The organism is Martelella radicis, from assembly GCF_014196625.1.
GTDB classification, from domain to species: domain Bacteria; phylum Pseudomonadota; class Alphaproteobacteria; order Rhizobiales; family Rhizobiaceae; genus Martelella; species Martelella radicis.
Genome location: NZ_JACIDZ010000011.1, coordinates 35,351 through 51,830, shown reverse-complemented (window position 1 = coordinate 51,830; position 16,480 = coordinate 35,351). Strand labels below are relative to the sequence as shown.

The following is a 16,480-nucleotide window of genomic DNA, read 5'->3' as shown; positions in this document are numbered from 1 at the left end:
CGGAACACAAACGACTATTTCAGGGGAATATTCTTTCGCGCCGGGTGAACTCTATCTCGTCGAGGCTCTTGCGGTCGATCGAGGCGATGTGTCCGTAACAATGAACGGCGGGTCAATCTCATCAAATACGATGTCGGGCATATTCGCCCACAATTTTGACCAGGGCACAGGAAATGATGCCATCCAAGTTCTGATGACCGGAGGAACGATCGAAACACCGTTTTTTTCACTGAGTGCAGATAACTTCGACCACAATGGACGGTCGAAAGTGACGATTAATGAGACAACTGCGCCAGTCTCAATCGTCGGAAACGTCTCTGCGGATGGCGGTTACGTTGACTTCACCATGGATGGTGGCAGCGTAACAGGCGGAACCATCGAGCAGGACGCGATCTATCTCTCACCCGACACAGGCTTGAAGGCCGACTTCAATGGCGGCGTCGTGAGTGCCACGCTCGAAGGTTCCAGGGCTATCTTTGCGGAAACTCGTTCCCAGGACCAGACATTAACGTTGGCGGGAACGAGTGTTCAGGCAATCGCCCTAAATTCGGTGGGACTGTACGTCGAAGGCTATCCCACCATCAACGGAAAACCCGCCGCGATGACCGTTCATATGTCATCTGGAAACTTGGCGGCCTCGGGAGCTTCTTCCAAGGCTATCCAGACCTATTCCAGACAGGGACCGACGCAGCTCAATCTCAACATGTCCGGCGGAACAATCGCCGCGACCGGACAGGACTCGGTAGGCCTGTTGCTTCATGCCTATGCCAGTTCCAGCGCCGTTTTCTATCTCTCAAACGGGGCCATGACAGCAACGGGTGCCAGCCTGTTCGAGATCGAGAACGGTGTATCGGACAATGATTTCGCCACAACCATTGCGGCTGCCTCCACCATGACGATGGATGCCGACGGTGCTTCATATCTGATCAACAACCGGAACGACAGCGCTAAGGCGAGCATGCAGGTCTCAACCTCCGGCAAGATCAAGGGTCACGCCATGCTCGGCGGCGGCGGCTCAACATTTACGCTCTCCGGCGGCAGTTTCGTCGGAAATATCTATGGCGACTATGACCAGTTGAACGGCCAATCCTCGGACACAAAGAACCAGGGCGTTGACAATTTCGTCTGGACTGCCGGCATTCTCACCGGCGACGTCTATACTCAGGGCGGAAACGACACCGCAACGCTCGTCAACCTCACCTCTTACAATCTTGGCGAGCAGAAGATCACCATAGACGGCGGCGACGGAACCGATACGTTGAAACTCGAAGCCGGGTCGCTAACGCTTTCCAACAGAACCCTTTCGGGCGGCGGCAAGGTGATCGATCTGGTCAACTGGGAACTGATCACGATGAAGACGGGAAGCTCCGCTTCTCTCGTCGGAGACAGCCTTACCCTTAACGCCTATGATCGCAGCGAACACATCGCAGGACTTTCAAACGCTCACGGCGACCTAACGCTTTCCGAGGGCAGCCTGCTATTCGTCGCACCGGCTAACGGCAATGCTTTCTCACTTTCGGCGAACGTTGTCCTTGCCGACGCATCGAGTAGTATAGTGCTTGCACCAGGAACCGAGACCCGTATTTACGGCCATGTCGTCAACAGCGGTCTCATTGACATGCGCGACGGGCTGGCCACAAGCACGTTGATTATAGGAGATGGTACCGGGCTCGCCTATTCCGGTGATAGCGGACGCATTGCGATTGACGTCGATTTCGCAGAACGAAAGGCCGACCGCATCATTCTCCATGGACAGGCAGAAGGTACTACGACCCTTTCGATCGCCACCGTCGGCGAAAAGGCCGTCGGAGGAGATATCGTTCTGGCACAGACCGCCGCGACGGAGGCCGTCACCTTCGCGCTTGAAGGAGGAGAGCTGAAGGTTTCCGGCCTCCATGCCTATGGGCTCGCAAGCACAACGGGAAACGGAATAACGACGATCCGCCTCGCCGATCGCGGATATCAGCCCTATGTGCCGCTCTACGAGGCCTATCCTTCCGTGCTGCTTGAGATGAGCCGGCCTTCCTCGCTCGACCGGCGCGCCGGCGCACGCTATGACGGCGGAGAGGCGCTGACGGCGGGGCCGGCGCCGGCCGCCCTTTGGGGCCGTACGGCCGGCGATTTCAGCCATATCGACCCGGAAAGCGCCACCACCGGCTATGATTACGACCTCTCCGCCGTCCAGTTCGAGGCCGGCCTCGACGGTCTCCTGCTCGACAGCGCCGAGGGTGCGCTCGTCGGCGGGCTCACCGGGCACTACCGCGATGGCGAGGCGAAGATCGCCTCACCCTATGGCGCAAGCAAGATCCATCCCGATGGCTGGGGCCTCGGCGCGACGCTGACATGGTTCGGCGAGAACGGCTTTTATGCCGACGGCCAGGCGCTTGCCACCTGGTATACGAGCGAATTGAAGGCGGAAGACCTGCCGCTTGCCCCCGAGGACAGCGATGCCTTCGCCTATGCCTTTTCCGCCGAGATCGGCCAGGCCTTCGCGCTCTCCGACGGGCTATCGCTGACGCCGCAGGCCCAGCTTGCCTTCACCTCGGTCCACATTGACGGCTTTACCGGCGCCTATTCCGATAAGGTCGATTTCGATGACGGGCAGTCCCTGTTTGCCCGGCTGGGCGCGAAGCTGGAAAAGACCGCCGCCTGGCAGGATGCGGCCGGGCTTTCCCGCAAGGCGCGGCTTTATGGCGCGGCCAATATCGGCCATGAATTTCTCGGCAAGACCACGGCGACCGTCTCCGACATCTATGCCTTCTCCTCCGAACCGGACGACTGGGCGGGCGAGATCGCCATTGGCGGTGCGATCGACTGGCAGGCCGGCAAGCTGCAATACGCCGCCTTCGCCGAGATCACCGCCACAACCGGCTTTTCCACCGGCTCCTACGGTTATGGCGGCAATCTCGGCCTCAAGGTGAAATTCTGAGGCCGAAGCTGGAGGCAGACTGAATTCGGGCCCGATGGTTTGCCGGTTGGCTGCAACATCGGGCCTGATGCCGCCATTGCTTCTCCGACCGACACAGCAAACGCCGCAGATCTGCGGCAGACTTCCGAAATAAGTCTGCGTCTCTTGATTTATCGCAAGTTCGACAAGCTCCTTCTCCTATATAGTGCACATGTTAACTATTTTCGGAGGAGACAATGGGTAAACTCGTACTGGCTGCCAAGACGACGCATGTACCGACCATGGTGATGTCGGAGCTGGATGGACCGCTGAAAGGCAAGCGGCAGGCCGCGATCGACGGTCACCGCGAGATCGGCCGCCGCGCCCGCGCGGCCGGCGCCGACACCTTCGTGGTGCTCGACACGCATTGGCTGGTCAACGCCGCCTATCACATCAATGCCAATCACCGCTTCGAGGGCATGTTCACCAGCCATGAATTTCCGCAGTTCATCAAGGACCTGCCCTATGCCTATGAGGGCAACGCGGCCCTTGGCGACCTGATTGCCGAAACCGCGCGCGAAGACGGCGTCTACACGCTCTCCCACCAGGTGGATTCGCTCGATCTGGAATATGGCACGCTGGTGCCGATGCGCTACATGAACGGCGATGCTGCGTTGAAGGTCGTCTCGGTCGCGGCCATGTGCACGGTTCACAGCCTTGAAAGTTCGCGCAAGCTCGGCGAGGCGATCCCCAAGGCGATCGAGGCCTCCGACAGCAATGTGGCGCTGATCGCCTCGGGTTCGCTCTCGCACAAGATCTGGCCGAACGACATCTATGCGGAGAACAACGGCACCTTCACCATCTCATCGGAGTTCAACCGCCAGGTCGATCTCCACGTGCTCGACCTGTGGCAGAAGGGCGATATCGAAACCTTCCTGAAGATGCTGCCGGATTATGCTGAATATTGCGATGGCGAAGGCGACATGCACGACACCGTCATGCTGTTCGGCGCGCTCGGCTGGGACAAGTACAAGGGCCGCGGCGAAGTGGTAACAGAGTATTTCCCCTCCTCCGGTACCGGGCAGACCAATGTGGTGTTCGAACTGTAGCATCGTTTCGTGAGGCAGGCGCGTCATCCGCCTGCCTCATGGCGCTGAAATGAAGGGAGACAGACGCGCCTCAGAACTGCTGGCGCAGCGCCTTCAGCCCGTTCATGAACACGCCGACATCCGTTCCGACGGCGAGGAATTCGACGCCCATCTTCTGGTATTTCTTCGTGAGTTCGGCGTCGCCGATGAGAATGCCGGCGGCCTTGTCCGATGCCTTGATGCGTTCCAGCGCGTCCAAGACCGTCTCCTGCACTTCCGGCGCGCCGACCTTGCCGGGAAAGCCCATGTCGGCGGCCAGATCGGAGGGACCGACGAACACGCCGTCGACGCCTTCGGTGGCGAGGATATCGTCAAGGGCTGCAATGCCGGCACGGCTTTCGACCTGCAGCAGAACGCAGATTTCGTCGCTCGCCGTGGCCAGATAATCGGAAACGGTGTTGTAGAGCGAGGCGCGGGCGAGCGCCGCGCCGATGCCGCGCACGCCTTCGGGCGGATAGCGGACGGAGCGCACCACTTCCTTGGCCTGGACGCCGCTCTCGATCATCGGCACCAGGAAATTGCGCACGCCGATATCCAGATACTGCTTCATGAGCGCCCGGTCATCGGACGGCGGACGCACCACGACGGGGGGATCAAAGGCGGCAAGGGCGCGCAACTGATCAAGGATCGAGCGAAGGTCGTTCGGACCGTGCTCGCCGTCGACCAGCAGCCAGTCGAAACCGGCCTGGGCGCAAAGCTCCGCCGTCGTCGCCTCGCCAAGACCAAGCCACAGCCCGATCTTCTGTTCACCGCGTTTCAGCGCGGCCTTGAATTCGTTTTTCTCTACAGGCATCTGTGCCTCTCCTATTCGAACCGGCAACCGACCCTGCCGAAATCCCCGAAATCGGCCTCGATCACGGAACCGCCCGGACATTCGACGGGGCGGATGAAGGAGCCCGACAGAATCACCTGCCCCGCCTCGATCCGCTGGCCGTATTGAGCCATACGACGGGCCAGCCAGACAATCCCCTCGACCGGATCATTCAGCACGCCGGCGCCGAGCCCCGTCTCTTCCACCTCGCCATTGCGCGAGACGATGCTGCCGACCCATCTGAGATCGAAGGCATCGACCGCGTGGCGTTTATTGCCGAGCACGATCCCGGCATTGGCGGCATTGTCGGAAATCGTATCGACGATGATGCGGGTCTTGCCGGTCTCTGGGTCCGCGCGCAGGATGCGCGTGTCGAGGATCTCGATCGACGGCGCGACATAGTCGGTGGCGGCGAGCACATCGTCGCGCGTCACGTCCCCGCCGGCAAGCGGCGCCTTCATCACGAAGGCGATCTCGGCCTCGATGCGCGGCTGGATGAACCGGCCTTTTGGCACGGCCTCGTCATTGTCGAAGGCCATGTCATCGAACAGCACGCCTGAATCGGGCGTCGAAATGTTGAGCGCATATTGCATCGCCTTCGAGGTGAGCCCGATCTTCCAGCCGATGACCTTTCGTCCGGCCCCGGCTTTCAGCCGCATCAGTTCGGTCTGCACCGCATAGGCGTCGTCCATGGTCATGCCGGGAAAGGCAAGGCTCAGCAGGCCGATCTGCTCTCCCGACTTCTCTGCCTTGAACAGCCGTTCTGCGGCAGCGCGGACGTCTTCTGCGGCAAGGCTCATCGCTCATCCTCCACGCCGTTGCGCAGCACGCCGATGCCATCGGCCTCGACCTCGATGACATCGCCCGGCTTCAGCCAGACCGGCGGATCGAAGCGCGCCCCCGCCCCCGTCGGCGTGCCGCAGACGATCACATCGCCGGGCACAAGCGTGGTGAAGGTCGAGATGTAGGAAACGATATAGCGGAAGGAGAACATCATCCGGCTGGTGCGGTCCTGCTGACGCACCTCGCCGTTGACGCGGGTGGTCAGTTCGATGTCGTCGAGTTGGGCGGCATCGGTGAACGGCACAAGCCAGGGACCGATGGAGCCGGAACGGTCCCAGTTCTTGCCCTGGGTAACGTTGAACTTCGCATGGCGCACCCAGTCGCGGATCGTGCCTTCATTGCAGAGCGACAACGCGGCGATGTGATCATAGGCATCGGCTTCGGCGATGCGCCGCCCGCCCTTGCCGATGACGATGACGATCTCGCCTTCGTAATCGAGCTGTTCGCTTTCCGGCGGCCGGATCAGCGGCCTTTCGTGGCCGGTGAAGGAGCGCGGGAAACGAATGAACAGCGACGGCTTCGAGGGGGCCGCCTGCCCGTCCTTGTATTCCTCGTTGCGATCGGGAAAGTTGACGCCGACGCAGATCAGCTTTTCAGGATTTGCGATCGGGATCAGGTACTCGATCTCGTCAAGCCGGAAATCAGGCTTCCGGCCCTCGCCGGCAGCCACAATACGAGACAGCGCGCCGGCCTCGATGACAGCGCGCAGATCGGGAAAGTCCGGCAGAAAATCCTTCGACAGGTCGATCACGCCCCCATCGGTGACGAGACCGTAGCCGATATGGTCATGGACCCTGAAAGAGGCGATGCGGGCGGGAATTTCACGGGTCATGTTTCCTCCTGTTTCCGCCTCAGGCGATGCCGCCGAAGCAGAGATATTTCATCTCGGTGAATTCCTCGATGCCGTAGCGCGAGCCCTCGCGGCCAAGGCCGGACAGCTTGACGCCGCCGAACGGCGCCTCGGCGGTCGAGATCAGGCCGGTATTGATGCCGACCATGCCATATTCCAGCGCCTCGCCGACCTTCCAGGCGCGCGCCAGGTCCTTTGTGTAGAAATAGGAGGCGAGGCCGAATTCGGTGTCGTTGGCGGCGGCCACGACCTCGCTGTCCTCCTTGAACCGGAAAAGCGGCGCCACGGGCCCGAAGGTCTCCTCGCGGGCGATCGCCATTGTTCCGGTGACGCCGGTCAGCACCGTCGGCTCGAAGAAGGTGCCGCCAAGGGCGTGACGCTTGCCACCTGATACTAGGCTAGCGCCCTTGCCCATGGCATCGGCGATATGTTCCTCCACCTTGGCAACGGCCGCGTCGTCGATCAGCGGGCCGAACACCGTGCTCTCTTCCAGACCGTTGCCGACCTTCAGTTTCGACAGCGCCTCGGCGAGCTTCTGCGCAAAGGCATCATAGACGCCCGCCTGGACGTAAAGCCGGTTGGCGCAGACGCAGGTCTGGCCGTTATTGCGGAATTTCGAGATGATCGCGCCTTCGACGGCGGCATCGAGATCGGCATCGTCAAAAACGATGAACGGCGCATTGCCGCCAAGCTCGAGCGCCAGCTTCTTCACCGTCGGCGCGCATTGGCGCATCAGTTCGATGCCGATTTCGGTCGAGCCGGTGAAGGTCAGCTTGCGCACGATCTGCGAGCCGGTCATCACCGCGCCGATGGCGCGGGCCGAACCGGTGACGACCGAGAAGAGGCCGGCGGGCAGGCCGGCGCGTTCGGCAAGCACCGCAAGGGCGATCGCCGAAAACGGCGTCTGGCTTGCGGGTTTCAGCACGATCGAACAACCGGCAGCAAGTGCGGGCGCGACCTTGCGGGTGATCATCGCATTGGGAAAGTTCCACGGCGTGATTGCCGCGACCACGCCGACCGGCTGCTTGATGACGACGATGCGCTTGTCGGCCTGATGGCCGGGAATGACGTCGCCATAGACGCGGCGCGCCTCTTCCGCGAACCACTCGATGAAGGAGGCGCCGTAGAGGATCTCGCCTCTCGCCTCGGCCAGCGGCTTGCCCTGCTCCAGCGTCAGGATTTCGGCCAGATCATCGGCGTTTTCGACAACCAGCTCATACCAGCGACGCAGGATGACCGACCGTTCCTTGGCCGTCTTCGCCGCCCAGCCAATCTGGGCGTCGCGGGCGGCCTCGATCGCGGCTTCCGCTTCGGCCGCGCCGAGCGACGGCACGCGGCCGAGGACCGCGCCCGTTGCCGGGTTGGTGACGGCGATCGCATTGTCGCCTGCGGCAATCCACTGGCCGCCGACAAGATTGGCTTCCTTCAGGAGGCCGGGGTCGCGAAGAGGCATTGTCCTGTCCTTCGAGCGGTTGCAATCAGGGTGCGATGATCGGCTGGGCCTTCAGCAGCGGCTCCTCCGGCTCCACATCGGCAAACAGCGAGCCGTGCTCGAACCAGCTCTTCGGCGCCGGTGCGCCCCAGAGCGTTTGGCGCTGCGGGTCCTTCAGGTCCCACTTGATCGGCTCGAGATCAGGATCGACCGTCTGGTAGTCCGAGCAGTAGATCTCGATGCGGTGGCCGTCGGGATCGATGATGTAGAGGAAGAAGGCATTGGAAATGCCGTGGCGGCCGGGGCCGCGCTCGATGTTCGAGACATAGCCCGTCGTCGCCATCAGGTCGCAGAGGTCGATGATGTTGAGCGGCGTCGGCACCCAGAAGGCGGTGTGGTGCAGGCGCGGCCCGCGCCCGTTGGTAAAGGCGATGTCGTGCACGCCGCCCTTGCGATGGGTCCAGGCGGCCCAGAGCTTTCCGGTCTCCTCGTCCTCGGTATATTCCGTCACGCGGAAACCGATCTCGTTGTAGAAGGCGACGGATGCGTCGACATCGGGGCTGAAGCAGTTGAAATGGTCGATCCTGAGCGGCTTCACCCCGTGATAGAGCGCGTATTTCTGGTGGATCGGCTCCAGGCGTTCCATCTTGAAATAGAATTCGATAGGCGCGCCAAAATTGTCGACGGTCGAGAGCGTCCGTCCCTGATGGGGCCGTTCGACCCATTCGGCCGGCTTGCCTTGCGCCTTGAACCAGTCATGCGCCTTGTCGAGATCCTCCTCGGCATAGACCTTGAAGGAGAGATAGCGCGCGCGTGCCTCCTCCGCCTTGCTCAGGATGATGCAGTGATGACCGCGCTCTTCCATGGCGCGCAGATAGATCGTGCTCGCATCCTCATCGGTGACCTGCAGGCCGAGCGTGTCGACATAGAAAGCCCGGCTCGCGGCAAGATCGGTGACGGCGAACTCGACATGCGACAGGCGCACGATATTGAAGGGCGGATAGAGATTGGCTGCTGGGATAGGCATGTTTTCCTCCTCGCCGGAAAGGAAGCGCCGTCCTCCAGCGCCCTTTCCCGGTTGTGTCTTGATTGATCAGGCGCCGAGCCTGGGCGCGTTCTGGTTCTTCCGCGGGAAGGCCACATTGACCGTTTCCATGTAGAATTCAAACGACCAGTCGCCGCCGTCGCGGCCGATGCCGGAACTCTTCACGCCTCCGAAGGGGGTCGGCAGATGCCGGACATTTTCCGAATTCACCCACATCATGCCGGCCTCCAGCCGCTCGGTCATGAAGATCGCGGTATCGAGGCTTGCCGTCCACAGATAGGCGGAAAGCCCGTATTGCACGTCGTTTGCAAGTTTCAGCGCCTCGTCCCTGTCCTTGAAAGGGATGGCGGTCAGCACGGGTCCGAAGATTTCCTCCTGGGCGATGCGCATGTCGTTGCGGGCATTGGTGAACAGCGTCGGACGGACATAACAGCCCTCGGTCCCCACCTTCTCGCCGCCGGTCGCAATCGTCGCGCCCTCCTCGCGGGCGATATCGAAATAGGACAGCACCTTCTTCTCATGCACGGGATGGATCAGCGGGCCGACGACGGTTTCCGGATCGAGCGGATGACCGATCTTGATGCGCGATGCGACCTCGGCGACGCGTCTGGTGAAGTCGTCATAGATGCTGTCCTGCACCAGAAGGCGCGAGGACGAGGTGCAGCGCTCGCCGTTCAGCGAATAGATCATGAAGGCCGCCGCATCGACGGCGCGGTCGAGATCGGCGTCGTCGAAGACGATCACCGGGTTCTTGCCGCCAAGCTCGAAATGCACGCGCTTCAGCGTCTTGGCCCCCTGCGCCATGATCATCGAGCCGGTGCGGCTTTCGCCGACAAAGGCGATCGCCTTGATGCCGGGATGTTCAGTCAGCGCCTTGCCGGCATCCTCGCCGAGCCCGTTGACGAGGTTCATCACCCCCTTGGGCAGGCCCGCCTCCTCGGCGATCTGGATCAGGAGCTTCGCCGTCATCGGCGAGAACTCGGCAGGCTTGTGGACCACGGTGCAGCCGGCGGCGAGCGCCGGCGCGATCTTCCAGGTCGACAGCATGAAGGGCGTGTTCCACGGCGTGATCACGCCGACGGGGCCGATCGGACGGCGCGAGGTGGTGTTGATCTGGGTCGCGCTTCTGAGCGTCTTGCCGTCGCAGGCCTCCGGCGCCTTGTCGGCGAAGAAGCGGAAGTTTTCCGCCCCGCGCAGCGCCGCCTTCGACATGAATCGATAAGCCTGGCCGGTATCCATGCATTCGGTGAAGGCGATCTCCTCGGCCCGCGCCTCGATCGCATCGGCAACCGCATGCAGGATCTTGCGGCGCTTCGCGCCCGGCATGTCCCGCCAGGCGGGGAAAGCCGCAGTCGCGGCCTTGACGGCGGCATCGATATCCTCCGCGCCGCCATGGGCGACATCGGCAAGCTTGCCGAGATCGACGGGCGAGACCGTTTCGAAGGTCTTGCCGGAACGCGCCGGCACGCTCTCGCCGTTGATGTGGTTCATCACGCCGTTCTTGCGGAACCCGGCAAGATAGGCTTCGGCCTTGGCGATATTGTCATTGAGTGTGGATGTCATGGTCAAAACCTCTTCCTGTTCGCCTGCGTGGCGCAGACGCCGCGCTGTTCAGGCCTTTCGGGCAGAAAGACGGGCGTGAATGGGATTATCCTTGAAGCTCAAGGCCGAGCGGCTTTCGGCGATGTCGAGCGAAAGCGCCAGATGGCCGCGCGCCATCAGGTCAGCGAGATGCGCCTTGGCGACCTTAAAGACATGCGCGCCCGCTTCATGCAGAGCCGCCTCGGAGCGCCCCTCGCCGACGGTCAGCACCATGGCAAGGAAACGGTCGTCACGATTGCCGTCGGTCATTGCATAGGCATCGGCGGCAAAGGCGCGCACGCGGATGCCGGCAAGCGGAAAGACGCCGGTCTCGGCCAGAGCCGCGCGCAGGGCCTGGCACAACCCGGCCATGTCCGTCTCCAGCGCCAGAGGCGCCGAATATTCAAGTCTCAGATGTGGCACGTTGCTCCTCCCAGCCCGTCTCCGCCGGAGAGAGCGTTTCCACGCACAGCGTGAACCGCTCTCTTTTCGGCAGTTCCGCATGAGAAACCCATGGTCAATCACGCCGGAACCGCTTATACACTTAACGTGTTAAGTTTTTAGTCTCTTGTCAAGCCGGTTTTTTTTCAACATGAGGAAGAGAATGAAAATCGAGGGGAGACAACGTGGCGAACGAAAACCGGGCTGAAGGCGCAACGCGGGAGACACCCGTCTATTACGACGGGTTTCAGCTTGCCGAGACGCGGCGAACCCTGCCGATCGCGCTTCTGCGTTCCCGCGAGGCGGTCATGGAACTGTTCCGGCCGATGCTGAGGAAATATGACGTGACGGAGCAGCAGTGGCGGGTCATCCGCGTGCTGTTCGAGGCAGGCTCCCTCGATGCCTCCAAGCTCGCCGAGGCGGCCTGCGTGCTGCCGCCGAGCCTGACGCGTATCCTGAAGGCGCTGGAAACGCGCAGCCTCATTGTGGTGAGCAAGGACCCGGCCGACCGGCGGCACACGATCGTTCAGCTCTCTGACGAGGGCAAGGCGCTGATCCGCACCGCCTCGAAGGACAGCGTCGCGATCTATAACGAGATCGAGGCGCTTCTCGGCCGCGACAGGATCCAGGCGCTCCTGAACGATCTGGAATTCGTGCTCGACACGCTGTCCGAACGCGCGAAAAGCGAGGACGGGCCGGGCGCGGCGGCGTGACATCCTCGTTGCAGGATGGGTCGTCCCGAAAACCTCAGGCGAACAGCATCCGGCGCGGGTCGGCGAGCAACCGGGCATAATGGGCCAGGAACCGCGCGGCATCGGCGCCGTTGATCACCCGATGATCATAGGAAAGGTCAAGCGGCGCCATCAGCACCGGCTGCCAGGACTCGTTCTCCCAGACTGGAACGGTTTCCGCCCGCGTGATGCCGAGAATGGCCACCTCCGGCGGGTTGACGAGCGGCGTGAACGCCGTGCCGCCAATGCCGCCGAGATTGGAAACGGACATCGAAGCCCCGCCCATTTCATCGGGCCGAAGCTTGCGCTCGCCGGCCCTCTTCGCCAGATCAGCGATTTCGGCGGAGATCTGCCACAGCCCCTTGCGGTCCGCGTCCCGGATCACCGGCACCATCAGCCCGTGCGGTGTGTCCACGGCAACGCCGATATGGCAATATTCTTTGCGGATCAACACCTTGCCGTCTGCCGACAGCGATGAATTGAACAGCGGGAAGGCATCGAGCGTGAGCGCTAGCGCCTGGATGTGAAAGGCAAGCGCGGTGAGCTTCAGACCTTTGGCCGAAGCCTCCGCCTTGAGGCTCTTGCGAAAGGCTTCGAGCGCGCGCATGTCGGCGCGATCGTGATGGGTGACCTGCGGGATCATCCGGTTGGCGGCAGACAGATTGTCGGCGGCAAGGCTCGCGATCCGCGTCACCGGCTCCTCGGTAACCGAGCCGAAGGCGGCGTGGTCGACATCCCAGTACCTCTGCTCTCCCCCGCCGGCACTGGGGCCAGTTGGCGCGGAGCCATCCATATGCTGATCGACATCCTCGCGCGCCAGATTGGTGCGGCCGGATTTTCGGGCCACGTCGGAAAGGTCGACGCCCTTGCGTCCGGCATAGGCCACGACGGCCGGGCTTGCGATGAAATCCTTGTCGCTCATGTCACCATTCCGCCGAGATATACTGGGTTTCCATGAATTCAAGCATGCCCTCATGCCCGCCCTCGCGCCCGAGCCCGGACTGCTTGACCCCGCCGAAGGGCGCCGCAGGATCGGAGACGAGGCCGCGATTGAGGCCGACCATGCCGTATTCCAGCCGTTCGCAGACGCCCATGGCGCGCTTCATGTCCTCGGAGAAAACATAGGCCACCAGCCCATATTCGGTGTCATTGGCGCGGCGGATCACGTCTTCCTCGTCGCTGAAGGTCTGCAGCGCCGCGACGGGACCGAAGATCTCGTCATGCACGCAGTCGGCGGTTTCCGGCACGTTGGACAGCACGGTCGGGGGATAGAAAAACCCCTTGCCGTTCGGCCGGCTGCCGCCAAGCTCGATTTTCGCGCCCTTCGATACGGCGTCCTCGACGAATCCAGCGACCTTGTCACGGGTCGATGCGTTGACCAGCGGCCCGACATCGATGCCATCCTCCAGCCCGTTGCCGAGTTTCAGCGCGGCCATGGCGGCGGTGAATTTTTCCGTGAATTCCGCGCTGACCTTTTCATGAATGTAGAACCGGTTTGCCGCCGTACAGGCCTCGCCGAGGTTGCGCATCTTCGCCAGCATGGCGCCTGCGACCGCCTTGTCGATATCGGCATCCTCGAAGACCAGCAGCGGCGCGTTGCCGCCAAGCTCCATCGCCGGCTTGACCACCTGATCGGCAGCCGATTTGAGCAAGGTGCGCCCGACGCCGGTGGATCCGGTGAAGGAGACCACGCGCACGCGCGGATCATGCAGCATGTGGTCGACAATCCGGCCGGAATGTCTCGACGGCAGAACGTTGACGAGCCCCTTGGGCACGCCCGCTTCTTCCAGAAGCGGCATCAGCGCCAGCATGGTGAGCGGCGTTTCCGTCGCCGGCTTGATGATCACCGCGCAGCCTGCCGCCAGCGCCGGCGCGATCTTGCGCGTGCCCATGGCGGCCGGGTAGTTCCAGGGCGTGACCAGAACCGAAATGCCGGCCGGCTTGTGCTGCACGACGATGCGCGCGCCGGACGCCGGGGCATGGGTGATCAGCCCGTCGGCGCGGACGGCTTCTTCGGCAAACCAGCGGAAGAACTCGGCCGCATAGGTCGCCTCGCCCATGGCATCGGCCCGCGCCTTGCCGTTTTCGAGCGTGATGAGACGGGCGAAATCATCCAGTCGCGCGGTCATCAACTCCCACGCCTTGCGCAGGATCTCGGAGCGTTCGCGCGGCTTTTTCGCCTGCCATTCGGCCATCGCCCTTTCGGCGGCATCGAGCGCCAGATCGGCATCGGCGGTGTCGGCGGAGGCGACGGAGGCAATCACCTCTTCGGTGGCCGGGTTGATGACGTCGAAGCGCTCGCTGCTTGCGGCCTCACGCCAGTTTCCGTCGATATAGAGATTGGTAAAATCCATCACATGGCTCCAATAATCAAAGAAGGTGCCGCAGCGGCTCTTCGAGACGCCCGGCGAACCCGGTGACAAAGGCAAGGGCCGCCGCCTCGTTCAACTGACTGTCGTGGTAGTCGAAGCCGATGAGAAAATCCTCGCGGTCGCGACCGATGGTCAGGACCGGCGCCGTTTCGGCCCGGGCCGTCGCGCGGATCACCGCAGAGCCCGTCAGGTCGCGCAGGATGATGTCCGCCTCACCGTCTTCGGTTTCCTCAAGTGTCGCGCCAAGGCGCTTGCGGTCCGCATCGACAAAGCGCGCGACGCCGGAGCCCGGCGCGTCGATCCCAACGACGATCCTCTCCCTCGCATCGGCGCTGCGCAGGGCGGCGGAGGCGAAGCCGAGCCAGATCCGGGACGATGACGGCGCATCGGTCGTCTCCTTTCGCAGCCAGTCCAGCAGGGCCGCAAAGCCTGAAGCCGGAACCCGCGCCTCGATATGCAGCGGCAGGTTCGCCGGGGCAGCAGCAGGCGAAGTGCCTACCCGTGCGCCCAGTCCGCGCAAGGTTTCAAGGTCGGACACATGATAGGGCTGGGCCACGCCCTCCTCGGCGAGCCGCGTCAGATCAAGGCCCTGCTCCCGCGCCAGCCGCCGCGCTTTCGGCGAGGCGAGGATACGGCCTTCGACCGGAGCGACGGGTCTCGCTGGCCCCTTGGGCTTCGACGGAGCATTGCTGTTGTCTGAAGCCGCGTCTTCCGCTTTTGCGGCAGGTGCCGCCTGTGGCTGAGGCGCGGCTTTGGCGCTGCGCCGCACCGGCCTTTCCGGCTTTTCCGCCGAAATCACGGCGATCACCGAGCCGACGGGAACGGCCTCGCTGGCATCTGCCAGAATAGCAGCGACATAGCCGTCATGGCCGGCCTCGACTTCCATCACCGACTTGTCGGTCTCGACTTCCAGCAGGATGTCGCTTGCAGAAACCTTGTCACCTGCGTCCTTGCACCAGTTGACGATGAGCCCGGTGTCCTGCGCCATGCCGAGCGCGGGCATGATGATCTCCGCGCCCTCCGGCAGGGGTTCTTCATCAGCCTCACCCTCGTGCTCCTCCGCATTCGCTTCAAGCGCTTCAGGCGCTCCGGACACGGCTTCCCGAACGTCAGCCTCGTTTTCGACGATCACGGCAACGACGGAGCCGACCGGCACATCCTCGCCATCACCGGCTGATACGGCGCTCAGAAAGCCGCCGGCCTCGGCCTCGACCTCCATCACCGCCTTGTCGGTCTCCACCTCCATGATCGCCTCGCCGGAAGAAACGGGCTCGCCGCTCTTCTTCAGCCAGCGGACGATCTTGCCGGTATCCTGTGCCATGCCGAGCGCCGGCATTATCACCTCATGCGGCATGGAAAAGCTCCCCGCCGACTGCAAGCCGCGCCTTTTCGGCCACCCGTTCCGGCGTCGGCACGGTGATGTCCTCAAGCGCCGGCGAGAAGGGTACCGGCACATCCATCGCCCCCATGCGCAGCACCGGCGCATCGAGATGATAGAAGGCCTTCTCGGAAATGCGGCTGGCGATCTCGCCGGTGATGCCGAAGCTCTGGTGCCCCTCGTCGATCACCATGGCCCGCGATGTCTTCTTCACCGAGTTGAGGATGGTTTCCTCGTCCAGCGGCACGATGGTGCGCGGATCGATGACCTCCGCCGAAATCCCGTCCTTTGCCAGGAGGTCGGACGCAGCCAGTGCCACCTGCACCATGGAAGACGTCGCGACAAGCGTGATGTCGCGACCCTCGCGCAGGATCGCGGCCTCGCCGAAGGGGATCAGATATTCCTCCTCCGGCACCTCGGCCTTGTCGTTATACATCAGCTTGTCTTCGAAGATGACGACCGGATTGTTGTCGCGGATCGCCGTCTTCATCAGCCCCTTGGCCTCATAGGCGGAGGACGGCAACGCCACCTTTAGCCCCGGAATATGGGCGACAAGCGCATGCAGCGACTGGGAATGCTGGGCGGCCGAGCGCCGCGTCGCTCCCAGATTGGTGCGCACCACCAGCGGCACGTTGAGCTTGCCGCCGGACATGTAGTGGATCTTGGCCGCCTGGTTGCAGAGTTGATCCATGATCAGGAACAGAAAGTCGCCGAACATCAGGTCGACGATCGGCCGCGAACCGGTCATGGCCGCGCCGACGGCAAGGCCCATGAAGCCCGGCTCGGCAATCGGCGTGTCGATGATCCGCTCGGTTCCGAACTCCTCGACAAGACCGGACAAGACCTTGAACGGCGTGCCGGCCTCGGCGATATCCTCGCCGATGATGAAGGTCGTGGGGTCGCGGCGCAGTTCCTCCGCCAACGCCTCGTTCACGGCCTGGGAAAGCGTGATCTTTCGCAT

General features: G+C 62.8%; 14 protein-coding genes. 3 read left to right on the top strand and 11 right to left on the bottom strand.

The window, feature by feature from the left end; all coding sequences use genetic code 11:
* Nucleotides 1-268 precede the first annotated feature (268 nt).
* Entirely contained in the window at nt 269-2,929 is a 2,661-nt protein-coding gene (locus tag GGR30_RS23685) for an autotransporter outer membrane beta-barrel domain-containing protein (RefSeq protein ID WP_183488036.1), read from the top strand.
* Between the two features lie 215 nt (nt 2,930-3,144).
* Nucleotides 3,145-3,996, top strand: a complete 852-nt coding sequence (hpaD, locus tag GGR30_RS15740; RefSeq protein WP_183488034.1) for a 3,4-dihydroxyphenylacetate 2,3-dioxygenase — start codon at nt 3,145-3,147, stop codon at nt 3,994-3,996.
* A gap of 70 nt (nt 3,997-4,066) precedes the next feature.
* Here hpaD (GGR30_RS15740) and GGR30_RS15735 read toward each other — a convergent pair whose 3' ends face one another.
* The 7 genes from GGR30_RS15735 to GGR30_RS15705 all read right to left on the bottom strand — a co-directional run bounded on the left by GGR30_RS15735 (nt 4,067) and on the right by GGR30_RS15705 (nt 11,020).
* Nucleotides 4,067-4,828: an aldolase/citrate lyase family protein gene (locus tag GGR30_RS15735; RefSeq protein WP_183488032.1), complete on the bottom strand. Its 762-nt coding sequence runs from the start codon at nt 4,826-4,828 to the stop codon at nt 4,067-4,069.
* A gap of 11 nt (nt 4,829-4,839) precedes the next feature.
* Nucleotides 4,840-5,646, bottom strand: a complete 807-nt coding sequence (hpaH, locus tag GGR30_RS15730; RefSeq protein WP_183488030.1) for a 2-oxo-hept-4-ene-1,7-dioate hydratase — start codon at nt 5,644-5,646, stop codon at nt 4,840-4,842.
* Nucleotides 5,643-6,521 carry a fumarylacetoacetate hydrolase family protein gene (locus GGR30_RS15725; protein ID WP_183488028.1) on the bottom strand — a complete coding sequence of 293 codons (879 nt, stop codon included), beginning with the start codon at nt 6,519-6,521 and terminating at the stop codon, nt 5,643-5,645. Before GGR30_RS15725 ends, hpaH begins: the two co-directional genes overlap by 4 nt.
* A gap of 19 nt (nt 6,522-6,540) precedes the next feature.
* Nucleotides 6,541-7,992: an NAD-dependent succinate-semialdehyde dehydrogenase gene (locus GGR30_RS15720; RefSeq protein WP_183488026.1), complete on the bottom strand. Its 1,452-nt coding sequence runs from the start codon at nt 7,990-7,992 to the stop codon at nt 6,541-6,543.
* Between the two features lie 25 nt (nt 7,993-8,017).
* The gene (hpaD, locus tag GGR30_RS15715) at nt 8,018-8,998 is read right to left on the bottom strand and encodes a 3,4-dihydroxyphenylacetate 2,3-dioxygenase (protein ID WP_183488024.1); all 981 of its coding nucleotides are present in this window, start codon (nt 8,996-8,998) and stop codon (nt 8,018-8,020) included.
* A gap of 66 nt (nt 8,999-9,064) precedes the next feature.
* Nucleotides 9,065-10,579: a 5-carboxymethyl-2-hydroxymuconate semialdehyde dehydrogenase gene (hpaE, locus tag GGR30_RS15710; RefSeq protein WP_183488022.1), complete on the bottom strand. Its 1,515-nt coding sequence runs from the start codon at nt 10,577-10,579 to the stop codon at nt 9,065-9,067.
* A 48-nt stretch (nt 10,580-10,627) separates the two neighbouring features.
* Complete coding sequence (locus GGR30_RS15705; RefSeq protein WP_183488019.1) at nt 10,628-11,020, bottom strand: 5-carboxymethyl-2-hydroxymuconate Delta-isomerase; 393 nt, start codon at nt 11,018-11,020, stop codon at nt 10,628-10,630.
* A gap of 290 nt (nt 11,021-11,310) precedes the next feature.
* Between GGR30_RS15705 and hpaR the strand changes: the two genes are divergently transcribed.
* Nucleotides 11,311-11,751, top strand: a complete 441-nt coding sequence (gene hpaR / locus GGR30_RS15700; RefSeq protein WP_281378131.1) for a homoprotocatechuate degradation operon regulator HpaR — start codon at nt 11,311-11,313, stop codon at nt 11,749-11,751.
* A 34-nt stretch (nt 11,752-11,785) separates the two neighbouring features.
* Here hpaR and GGR30_RS15695 read toward each other — a convergent pair whose 3' ends face one another.
* Genes GGR30_RS15695 through GGR30_RS15680 form a run of 4 tightly spaced genes read right to left on the bottom strand, consistent with a single transcriptional unit; the run spans nt 11,786 to nt 16,480 of the window.
* Nucleotides 11,786-12,691: a 2-oxo acid dehydrogenase subunit E2 gene (locus tag GGR30_RS15695; protein WP_183488017.1), complete on the bottom strand. Its 906-nt coding sequence runs from the start codon at nt 12,689-12,691 to the stop codon at nt 11,786-11,788.
* A 1-nt stretch (nt 12,692) separates the two neighbouring features.
* Nucleotides 12,693-14,123, bottom strand: coding sequence for an NAD-dependent succinate-semialdehyde dehydrogenase (locus GGR30_RS15690; protein WP_183488015.1), 1,431 nt, complete (start codon nt 14,121-14,123; stop codon nt 12,693-12,695).
* Between the two features lie 16 nt (nt 14,124-14,139).
* Nucleotides 14,140-15,495 (bottom strand): biotin/lipoyl-containing protein, encoded by a 1,356-nt coding sequence (locus tag GGR30_RS15685; protein WP_183488013.1) that lies wholly within the window; start codon nt 15,493-15,495, stop codon nt 14,140-14,142.
* Complete coding sequence (locus GGR30_RS15680) at nt 15,485-16,480, bottom strand: alpha-ketoacid dehydrogenase subunit beta (protein WP_183488012.1); 996 nt, start codon at nt 16,478-16,480, stop codon at nt 15,485-15,487. The genes GGR30_RS15685 and GGR30_RS15680 overlap by 11 nt, the downstream gene beginning before the upstream one ends.

Coding starts and splice junctions, on each gene's coding strand:
- GGR30_RS15690 (WP_183488015.1), bottom strand. CDS start 14,123: ATGGATTTTACCAATCTCTATATCGACGGAAACTGGCGTGAGGCCGCA.
- GGR30_RS15695 (WP_183488017.1), bottom strand. CDS start 12,691: ATGAGCGACAAGGATTTCATCGCAAGCCCGGCCGTCGTGGCCTATGCC.
- hpaD (WP_183488034.1), top strand. CDS start 3,145: ATGGGTAAACTCGTACTGGCTGCCAAGACGACGCATGTACCGACCATG.
- GGR30_RS15680 (WP_183488012.1), bottom strand. CDS start 16,480: ATGCGAAAGATCACGCTTTCCCAGGCCGTGAACGAGGCGTTGGCGGAG.
- hpaD (WP_183488024.1), bottom strand. CDS start 8,998: ATGCCTATCCCAGCAGCCAATCTCTATCCGCCCTTCAATATCGTGCGC.
- hpaH (WP_183488030.1), bottom strand. CDS start 5,646: ATGAGCCTTGCCGCAGAAGACGTCCGCGCTGCCGCAGAACGGCTGTTC.
- hpaE (WP_183488022.1), bottom strand. CDS start 10,579: ATGACATCCACACTCAATGACAATATCGCCAAGGCCGAAGCCTATCTT.
- GGR30_RS15725 (WP_183488028.1), bottom strand. CDS start 6,521: ATGACCCGTGAAATTCCCGCCCGCATCGCCTCTTTCAGGGTCCATGAC.
- GGR30_RS15735 (WP_183488032.1), bottom strand. CDS start 4,828: ATGCCTGTAGAGAAAAACGAATTCAAGGCCGCGCTGAAACGCGGTGAA.
- GGR30_RS15685 (WP_183488013.1), bottom strand. CDS start 15,495: ATGCCGCATGAGGTGATAATGCCGGCGCTCGGCATGGCACAGGATACC.
- GGR30_RS15720 (WP_183488026.1), bottom strand. CDS start 7,992: ATGCCTCTTCGCGACCCCGGCCTCCTGAAGGAAGCCAATCTTGTCGGC.